Raw genomic sequence first — 9432 nt, forward strand, 5'->3', positions numbered from 1 at the left:
TGGGGGGTGGCAAGGGGGGTCACGGGCTGCCAGGTCAGCGGGGAGGAAAGGACCATGGTGCTCGACGGTTGGCCGTACGGGGCGAGACGGTCGATGACCCCCTCGAACGCGCCGATCGAGCCGGCCGCCACCTTCAGCACGCTGCACGCGTCCCCGGTGATCCGGTGGATCTCCAGGATCTCCGGCCAGCCGGCCACCGCCGGGTCGTGCAGGATGCACCGCGTTCCGTAACAGGACATCCGGATCAAAGCGACCACTGTTCGGCCGGCGCGGGTCAGGTCGACATGGGCGTGGTAGCCGGTGATGACCCCGGACTCCTCCAGCCGGCGGACCCGCTCCGCTACCGACGGCGGCGACAGGTGCACCCGCCGGGACAACTCGCTGAAGGAGAGCCGCGCGTCGGCCTGCAACTCGCGCAGCAGCGCCCAGTCCATGTCGTCCACGCTCAGACCTTACTTTCGTGAACCGACTTCGCCTAGTTGCCTTTGGTTTGCCAGGAGAAGGCGGCGAGAGCCGTTGATTTGGCATTCCGCAGGCCGATCCGACCGCGAGATCATGGCGTCGGCCAGTCCGGGGGAGGGAGACGAGATGGTGGATCAGACGGAGCGGCGGGCGACGAACCGCCGTGCCACGGTGCAGCCGGTGACCCCCGGGCAGCGTGCCGCTCAGGCGGAGCGCACCGGTGGCGAGCCGACGTTGGAGTTCGCCGACATGGTGCCGTACGACGCGTACGTGCAGGCCAGCGCCCTGCACAAGATGCAGCACCCGCTCAGCGACGACCCCGGCGAAATGTCCTTCCTGATGGTCAGCCAGATCATGGAGCTGTACTTCGGGCTGACCTGCCACGAACTGCGGGAGACCCAGCGGCTGATCCGCGCCGACCAGGTCTGGGAGGCGTTGGCCCCGCTGGGCCGAGCCAAGCTGCACCTTGAGGGGCTCAACGCCGCCTGGCAGGGTCTGCGCTGGATGAGCCCGGCCGACTTCAACCGGTTCCGCAACCTGCTCGGCGAAGCCTCCGGCTTCCAGTCGGCGATGTACCGGCAGTTGGAGTTCCTGCTCGGGTTGCGCGACCCCACGCTGATCCGCCCGTTCCGCCGGCAGGCCGAGGTGCACGCCGCGCTGAGCGCCGCGCTGGCCGCACCCAGCCTCTGGGACGACGTGCTCGCGCTGCTCGCCCGCCGTGGCTTCGATCTCCCCGCCGACCTGCTCGACCGGGACGTGACCGTCGAGCACGACCCGCAGCCGTCGGTCGAGGCGGCCTGGGTACGGATCTACGACGACGCCGGCCCGGACAACCACCTGCGGCTGCTCGGTGAGGCGCTGAGCGCGGTCGCCGAGGAGTTCGGCGACTGGCGCTGGAATCACGTCAAGGCGGTGCAGCGGACAATGGGCGCCAAGGTCGGCAGCGGAGGCTCCGCCGGCCTGGCGTGGTTGCAACGCAGCATGGCCCGGGTGGTCTTCCCGGAGCTGTGGTCGGCCCGCACCGCGATGTGACCGGAGAGCGAGACATGCACACCTCAGAACAAGAAGCTCACCGCCGCGACGAGGCCGACCCCGGCCACCGGCACCTGTTCCACGTGCCGCCGGCCGACGGGGGCGCGCACCCCGAGTCGGCGTACCTGGCCGGCAACTCGCTCGGCCTGCAACCTCGGGCCACCCGCGACGAACTCCTGGCCGACCTGGACGCGTGGGGGCGGCTCGGCGTGGAGGGGCACCTGGAGGCGGAGCGCGCCTGGCTGCCGTACCACGAGTTGTTGACCGGGCCGGCCGCCCGACTGGTCGGCGCCCGCCCGGCGGAGGCCGTGGTGATGAACTCGCTCACCGTCAACCTGCACCTGCTGATGGTGAGTTTCTACCGTCCGGCCGGCGCGCGCACCCGCATCGTCATCGAGGACGCGGCCTTCCCCTCGGACAGCTACGCGGTGCGCAGCCAGGCCCGGTTCCACGGCCTGGACCCGGACGACACAGTGGTCCGGTTGCGTCCCCGCGACGGTGAGGACGCTCTGCGCACCGAGGATGTGACCGACTACCTGGCCGCCGAGGGTGACCGGGTGGCGTTGGTGCTGCTCGGCGGCGTCAACTACCTCACCGGCGAGCTGCTGGACATCCCGGCGATCACCGCTGCCGGCCGGGCCGCCGGCGCGGTGGTCGGTTGGGACCTGGCCCACGCCGTCGGGAACGTGCCGCTGGCCCTGCACGACTGGGATGTCGACTTCGCCGCGTGGTGCTCCTACAAGTATCTGAACTCCGGCCCGGGCGCCCTGGCCGGTGTCTTCGTGCACGAGCGGCACCTCGGCGACGACAGCCTGCCCCGTTTCGAGGGGTGGTGGAGCACCGCGGCGGCGACCCGGTTCGAGATGACGCCGGTGTCCCGGCCACCGGCCACCGTGGAGGCCTGGCAGATCTCCAACCCGCCGATCTTCGCGATGGGTCCGGTGCGTACCTCGCTGGAGCTGTTCGACTCGGTGGGGATGACCGCGTTGCGCGCGCGCAGCCAGCGCCTCACCGGCTGGCTGGAGTCGCTGCTCGACCAGGTGACCGTCGGCCGGCCGCTGCGGGTGGTCACCCCCCGTGACCCGGCCCGCCGGGGCTGCCAGCTCTCCGTGCGCATCGGTTCGGGCAGCGCCGCCGAGCTGACCAAACGCCTCCGGTACGAGCACGGGGTCATCGCCGACGCCCGTGAACCGGACGTCGTCCGGTTCGCCCCGGTGCCGCTCTACTCCACGTACCTGGACTGTTGGCGGGCCGCGTCCGCGCTGGCCGCGACGGTCGGGCGGGTGAACCCGTGAGCGCGAGGAGTGAGCCGGGGTTGCGAGCCCCGCAGTCGCGAACGAAAGGCGGCTCAGCATGACCGCGCGGCGCGACGAGATCGCGATCATCGGTGCCGGACTGGCCGGCTGTCTGGCCGCCTGCTTCCTGGCCCGGCGGGGCTACCCGGTGGCCCTCTACGAGCGTCGCCCCGACCCGCGGGCCGGCGTCGCCGAGCGGGGTCGCTCGATCAACCTGGCGCTCTCCGAGCGCGGCCTTGACGCGTTGCGCCGGATCGGGCTGGCCGAGCAGGTGATGACCGACGCGCTGCCGATGCGCGGCCGGATGATCCACCCGGTCGATGGTGAGCAGCAGTTCCAGTCCTACAGCGCGGCCGGCGACCGGGCGATCAACTCGATCAGCCGGGGCGCGCTGAACAACGCCCTGCTGGACGAGGCCGCCGCGCTGCCCGGGGTGCGGGTCGTCTTCGACCACCGCCTCGTCGGGCTCGACCCGACCGACGGCGCGCTGAGCTTCGAGACCCCGCAGGGCCCGGTCGCGGCCAAGGCGTCGGTGGTGCTGGGTGCCGACGGCGCCGGCTCCGCGGTGCGCGGGCAACTGCTGGCGTACGGGTTGCTCGACGAGAGCGTGGACTTCCTCGACTACGGCTACAAGGAGCTGACGATCCCGCCGCTGGGCGGGGACTTCGCCCTGGACCCGGACGCGTTGCACATCTGGCCGCGTGGCACCTCGATGATGATCGCGCTGCCGAACCCGGACCGCTCCTTCACCTGCACGCTGTTCTGGCCCAACGACGGTGCCGGCAGCTTCGCCTCGCTGACCAGCCCGGCGGAGATCGAACGGCACTTCACCGAGCACTACCCGGACGTGGTCCCGTTGGCCCCGAACCTGGTCGACGACTACCAGCACAACCCGGTGGGCGTGCTCGGCACGGTGCGTTGCACCCCCTGGCAGGTCAACGGCACTGTCGGCCTGCTCGGCGACGCGGCGCACGCCATCGTGCCGTTCTACGGTCAGGGCGCCAACTGCGCCTTCGAGGACGTGGTGGAGCTGGACCGCTGCCTGGACGAGTGCGCCGACGACTGGTCGGCGGCGTTGCCGCTGTTCCAGCGGCGCCGGCAGGAGAACGCCGAGGCCATCGCGACGATGGCGCTCACCAACTTCGTGGAGATGCGGGACAAGGTCGCCTCCCCGGTGTTCCAGGCCCGGCGGCGGGTGGAGCACGCACTGGAACGGGCCCTGCCCGGCCGGTACGTTTCCCAGTACGAGCTGGTGTCGTTCTCCACCACCCCGTACGCCGAGGTGCGCCGCCGGGTGCGCCGACAGCACCGGGTGCTCGGGGCGGCCGTCGGCGGGGCCGCGCTGCTGCTGGTCGGCGCGACCTGTGCGGCACTGAGCCGAGGGAGGCGCGCATGACCGGCACCTGGGATCCGCGACTGATGGCCGGCCACGCGCCGAGTGGCCCGCACCGGTTGCGCAACTTCGTCGCCGGTGAGTTCGTCGACGGCGCAACGACGTTCGCCAAGGCCAGCCCGGTCACCGGGGAGCAGGTCTTCGAGGTCGACGAGGCATCGGAGTCCACCGTGGACGACGCGGTGGCCGCCGCTCGGGCTGCCCTGCGCGGGCCGTGGGGTCGGATGGGGGAGCGGGAGCGCGCCGAAGTGCTGCGCCGCGTCGCCGACGAACTGGAGCGCCGCTTCGACGACCTGGTCACCGCCGAGGTCGCCGACACCGGCAAGTCCATCGCCCAGGCCCGCACGTTGGACATCCCGCGCGGTGCGGCGAACTTCCGGGCGTTCGCGGAGATCGTGGCGACCGCGCCCACCGAGTCGTTCACCACCGTCACCCCGACCGGCGGCCGGGCGCTCAACTACGCGCTGCGCAAGCCGGTCGGTGTGGTCGCTGTCATCGTGCCGTGGAACCTGCCGCTGCTGCTGCTCACCTGGAAGGTGGCTCCGGCGTTGGCCTGCGGCAACGCCGTGGTGGTCAAGCCCAGCGAGGAGACTCCCGCCTCGGCGACGCTGCTCGCCGAGGTGATGGCCGCGGCCGGGGTGCCGGCCGGGGTGTTCAACCTGGTGCACGGCTTCGGGCCGGGTTCGGCCGGTGAACATCTCACCCGCCACCCGGGGGTCGACGCGATCACCTTCACCGGCGAGTCGGCCACCGGCGGCGCGATCATGCGGGCCGCCGCCGACGGGGTGAAGGCGGTCAGCTTCGAGCTGGGCGGCAAGAACGCCGGCCTGGTCTTCGCCGACGCCGACCTGGACGCCGCTGTCGCCGGTTCGGTGCGGTCCAGCTTCACCAACGGCGGGCAGGTGTGCCTCTGCACCGAGCGCATCTACGTGCAGCGCCCGGTCTTCGAGGAGTTCACCGCCCGGCTGGCCAAGCGGGCCGGCGAGCTGGCGTACGGCTGGCCGACCGACGAGGCCACCGCCACCATGCCGCTGATCTCCCACCAGCACCGGGCGAAGGTGCTCGGCGCGTACGAGCTGGCCCGCGCCGAGGGCGCCGAGGTGCTCACCGGTGGCGGCACGCCCACCTTCGGCGACGCCCGCGACGGCGGGTCGTACGTGCAGCCGACGGTGCTGACCGGGCTCGCCCCGGACGCCCGCACCAACCGGGAGGAGATCTTCGGCCCGGTGGTGCACGTCGCGCCGTTCGACACCGAGGACGAGGCGTACGCACTCGCCAACGGCACCGAGTACGGTCTGGCGGCGACCGTGTGGACCCGGGACGTGGGCGTGGCGCACCGGGCCGGCGCCCGGCTCGACGCCGGCATCGTCTGGGTGAACACCTGGTTCCTGCGGGATCTGCGCACCCCGTTCGGTGGGGTGAAGGCGTCCGGGATCGGTCGTGAGGGCGGCGTGCACTCGCTGAACTTCTACTCCGAACTCACCAACGTCTGCGTGGACCTGTCGTGAGCCGTACCGAGGGAGCGGGCATGGAAGCTGACATCGAGGCCGCCAACCGGGAGTTGGCCGACGCCCGCAGCACCGGCAAGCCGTGCGCGCCGTTGCGGGGCCGGCTGCTGCCGGAGGGCGACGTGGAGTCCGCGTACCGGGTGCAGCAGCTCCAGGCGCGGGCCTGGCAGGGTCGCGGCGAACGCCGGGTCGGCGCGAAGATCGGCTTGACCTCCCGGGCGGTGCAGGAGACCTTCGGGGTGTTCCAGCCGGACTTCGGCATGCTGACCGACGCCATGGCGGTCGGCGACGGGGTCGAGGTGCCCATCGACCGGCTGCTCCAGCCCCGCGTCGAGGCGGAGATCGCCTTCGTGCTCGACAAGGACCTCCCGAACCCGCAGCTCACCACAGTCGACCTGATCCGCGCGGTCGACCACGTGCTGCCGGCGATCGAGATCGTCGACTCACGGATCGCCGCCTGGGACATCTCCATAGTGGACACCGTCGCCGACAACGCCTCCAGCGGGCTCTTCGTGCTCGGCACCACGCCGCGCCGGCTCGCCGACGTCGACCTGCGGCTGTGCGGAATGGTGCTGGAGCACGCCGGTGAGCCGGTCTCGGTCGGTGCGGGCGCGGCCTGCCTGGGCAACCCGCTGCACGCCCTGCAGTGGCTGGCCGGCACCCTCGCCCGGGCCGGCGACCCGCTGCGCGCCGGGGACGTGGTGCTCTCCGGGGCGCTCGGTCCGATGGTGCCGGTCACCCCGGGCGCCGCGTACGAGGCCCGCATCTCCGGGCTCGGCTCGGTGCGTACCTCTTTCAGCAGGGAGGGTTCGGCATGAGCGTCGGTGTGGCGGTGCTCGGTTCCGGCAACATCGGAACCGATCTGATGATCAAGGTGTTGCGACTGAGCGACAGTCTGCGGATGGTGGCGATGGCCGGCATCGACCCGGCCTCCGATGGTCTGGCGCGGGCCCGCCGGCTCGGCGTGGCCACCACCGCGGACGGTGTGGACGGGCTGGTCGCGATGCCCGAGTTCGCCGACGTCGAGCTGGTCTTCGACGCCACCTCCGCCGGCGCGCACCGTCGGCACCACGAGGTGCTGCGGGCGTACGGGCGCACGGTGGTCGATCTGACCCCGGCCGCGATCGGCCCGTACGTGGTGCCGCCGGTCAACCTCGACGAGCACCTGCACGAGCCCAACGTCAACATGGTGACCTGCGGCGGACAGGCGACAGTGCCGATCGTGGCCGCCGTGCGCCGGGTCACCCCGGTGGCGTACGGGGAGATCGTCGCGTCGATCGCGTCGAAGTCCGCCGGGCCCGGCACCCGCGCCAACATCGACGAGTTCACCGAGACCACGGCCCGGGCCATCGAAGTGGTCGGCGGGGCCGAACGGGGCAAGGCCATCATCGTGCTGAACCCGGCCGACCCGCCGCTGCTCATGCGCGACACCGTCTACTGCCTCTGCCCGGACGCCGACGCCGACACCACCGCGATCGCCGCCTCGATCGCGGACATGGTGGCGACGGTCCAGGAGTACGTCCCCGGCTACCGGCTCAAGCAGGACGTGCAGTTCGACCGGGTCGAGGCGTACCTGCCCTCGCTCGGGCGGCAGCTCACCGCGTTGCAGGTGTCGGTCTTCCTGGAGGTCTCCGGCGCGGGCCACTACCTGCCGGCGTACGCCGGCAACCTGGACATCATGACCTCGGCCGCGCTGCGTACCGCGGAGCGGCTGGTTGCCCTGCGGTCGACGGGAGCGGTGGCATGACCGACCTGTACATCCAGGACGTGACACTGCGCGACGGCATGCACGCCATCGCCCACCGGTACACCGTCGACCAGGTTCGCACCATCGCCGCCGCGCTCGACGCCGCCGGGGTGGCAGCCATCGAGGTGGCGCACGGTGACGGGCTCGCCGGGTCCAGCGTCAACTACGGCCACGGTGCCGCCAGCGACGCCGAGTGGATCTCCGCGGCGGCCGAGGTGCTGACCACCGCGAAACTGACCACCCTGCTGCTGCCGGGCATCGGCACCATCGCCGACCTGAAGGCGGCGAAGGCGCTCGGGGTGACAAGCGTCCGGATCGCCACCCACTGCACCGAGGCGGACATCTCCGCCCAGCACATCTCCTGGGCCCGGGAGAACGGCATGGACGTCGCCGGGTTCCTGATGATGTCGCACATGTTCGATCCGGCCGGGCTCGCCGGTCAGGCCAAGCTGATGGAGTCGTACGGCGCGCACTGCGTCTACGTCACCGACTCCGGCGGGCGGCTGCTGATGTCCGACGTGGCGCAGCGGGTCGACGCGTACCGGCAGGTCCTCGCACCGGACACCCAGATCGGCATCCACGCCCACCACAACCTGTCGCTGGGGGTGGCCAACAGCGTGCTCGCCGTCGAGCACGGGCGGGTCACCGGGTCCGCGCCGGTCGGCCCCGACGCGGCTCACGGCCGGACCGTCCGGGTCGACGCCTCCCTCGCCGGCATGGGCGCGGGCGCCGGCAACGCGCCGCTGGAGGTCTTCGTCGCGGTCGCCGAGCTGCACGGCTGGAAGCACGGCTGTGACGTGTTCGCGCTGATGGACGCGGCCGACGACATCGTCCGCCCGTTGCAGGACCGGCCGGTCCAGGTGGACCGGGAGACGCTCTCCCTGGGGTACGCGGGGGTCTACTCGAGCTTCCTGCGGCACGCCGAGCGGGCCTCGGCGAAGTACGGCGTGGACGTCCGGTCGATCCTGGTCGAGCTGGGCCGCCGCCGGATGGTCGGCGGCCAGGAGGACATGATCGTCGACGTCGCACTCGACCTGGCCGGCAAGGAGCCGGCGGTGAGTGAGCCGGGTTTGCGAGCCCCGCAGTCGCGAACGGAAGGTGGCACAGCGTGAGCGCGAGGAGTGAGCTGGGTTTGCGAGCCCCGCAGTCGCGAACGGAAGGTGGCGCAGCATGATCGGACCGGACATCGCCGGGATCGCCGAGAAGCTGGGTGCGGCGGCCGACACGGCCACCGCGATCCCGCAGCTCGCCGCCGAGACCGGCCTCGACGTGGACACCGCGTACGCCGTGCAGGCGGCGCTGCTCCAGCGCCGTGTCGACGCCGGTGAGCGGCTGGTCGGCCTGAAGATGGGGCTGACCAGCAGGGCGAAGATGGCCCAGGTCGGCGTGGACGAGGTGATCTGGGGGCGGCTCACCAACGCCATGCGGGTGCCCGACGGTGGCGTTGTGGACCCGGCCACGTACATCCACCCCCGGGTCGAACCGGAGGTGGCGTTCCTGTTGGACCGGCTGCCCGAGCCGGGCGAGCCGGTCGGCGACTTCGCCACGGCGGTCCGCGCTGTCGCCCCGGCCATCGAGTTGATCGACTCCCGGTACGCGGACTTCCGCTTCTCCCTGCCGGACGTGATCGCTGACAACACCTCTGCCGCCGCCTTCGTGATCGGGCCGTGGTCGCCGGTGCCGGCGGGGCTGGACAACCTCGGCGTGCTGCTGGAGGTCGACGGGCGGGTGGCGCAGGTCGGCTCGACGGCGGCGATCCTCGGTGACCCGCGTCGGGCGCTCGACGAGGGCATCCGGCTGGCGGGCGGGCACGGGGTGCGGCTGGAGTCGGGGTGGGTCTTCCTGGCCGGTGCCGCGACCGCCGCGGTGCCGTTGCGTCCCGGTGCCCATGTCCGCGCGGTCGTGGAGAAGCTCGGCACGGCGTCGTTGCGGGCGTCGTCGTGAGCGGAGTTGTGGGGTTCGACGTGATCAGGGTGGTGGGGGTTCCGGGCCGCC

At 72.0% G+C, this 9432-nt stretch carries 9 protein-coding genes; 8 read left to right on the forward strand and 1 reads right to left on the reverse strand.

What is annotated here, in order from left to right; genetic code table 11:
- Window positions 1-443: Lrp/AsnC family transcriptional regulator (locus QCZ28_RS34240; protein ID WP_279520501.1), on the reverse strand; the 443-nt coding region annotated here is incomplete at its 3' end.
- 148 nt (window positions 444-591) lie between these two features.
- On the opposite strand from QCZ28_RS34240, the gene QCZ28_RS34245 reads away from it, so the two are divergent.
- From QCZ28_RS34245 to QCZ28_RS34280, 8 genes are read left to right on the forward strand one after another with little or no spacing between them, the layout of a single operon-like run.
- Window positions 592-1494, forward strand: coding sequence for a tryptophan 2,3-dioxygenase family protein (locus QCZ28_RS34245; RefSeq protein ID WP_279520507.1), 903 nt, complete (start codon window positions 592-594; stop codon window positions 1492-1494).
- Window positions 1495-1508: 14 nt separating this feature from the next.
- Complete coding sequence (gene kynU / locus QCZ28_RS34250) at window positions 1509-2789, forward strand: kynureninase (RefSeq protein WP_279520502.1); 1281 nt, start codon at window positions 1509-1511, stop codon at window positions 2787-2789.
- A 58-nt stretch (window positions 2790-2847) separates the two neighbouring features.
- Window positions 2848-4185 (forward strand): NAD(P)/FAD-dependent oxidoreductase, encoded by a 1338-nt coding sequence (locus QCZ28_RS34255; protein ID WP_279520503.1) that lies wholly within the window; start codon window positions 2848-2850, stop codon window positions 4183-4185.
- 23 nt (window positions 4186-4208) lie between these two features.
- The gene (locus QCZ28_RS34260; RefSeq protein ID WP_279520508.1) at window positions 4209-5690 is read left to right on the forward strand and encodes a 2-hydroxymuconic semialdehyde dehydrogenase; all 1482 of its coding nucleotides are present in this window, start codon (window positions 4209-4211) and stop codon (window positions 5688-5690) included.
- A gap of 20 nt (window positions 5691-5710) precedes the next feature.
- A complete protein-coding gene (locus QCZ28_RS34265) occupies window positions 5711-6508 on the forward strand; it encodes a fumarylacetoacetate hydrolase family protein (protein ID WP_030333489.1) in 798 nt (265 codons plus the stop codon).
- Window positions 6505-7437, forward strand: a complete 933-nt coding sequence (locus QCZ28_RS34270) for an acetaldehyde dehydrogenase (acetylating) (RefSeq protein WP_279520504.1) — start codon at window positions 6505-6507, stop codon at window positions 7435-7437. Before QCZ28_RS34265 ends, QCZ28_RS34270 begins: the two co-directional genes overlap by 4 nt.
- Complete coding sequence (gene dmpG / locus QCZ28_RS34275; RefSeq protein ID WP_279520505.1) at window positions 7434-8549, forward strand: 4-hydroxy-2-oxovalerate aldolase; 1116 nt, start codon at window positions 7434-7436, stop codon at window positions 8547-8549. The genes QCZ28_RS34270 and dmpG overlap by 4 nt, the downstream gene beginning before the upstream one ends.
- 58 nt (window positions 8550-8607) lie before the next feature.
- Entirely contained in the window at window positions 8608-9381 is a 774-nt protein-coding gene (locus QCZ28_RS34280) for a fumarylacetoacetate hydrolase family protein (protein WP_279520506.1), read from the forward strand.
- Window positions 9382-9432 lie beyond the last annotated feature (51 nt).

The sequence above is a fragment of the Micromonospora sp. DH14 genome, assembly GCF_029809455.1.
In the GTDB taxonomy this organism is placed as follows: Bacteria; Actinomycetota; Actinomycetes; order Mycobacteriales; family Micromonosporaceae; genus Micromonospora; species Micromonospora parva.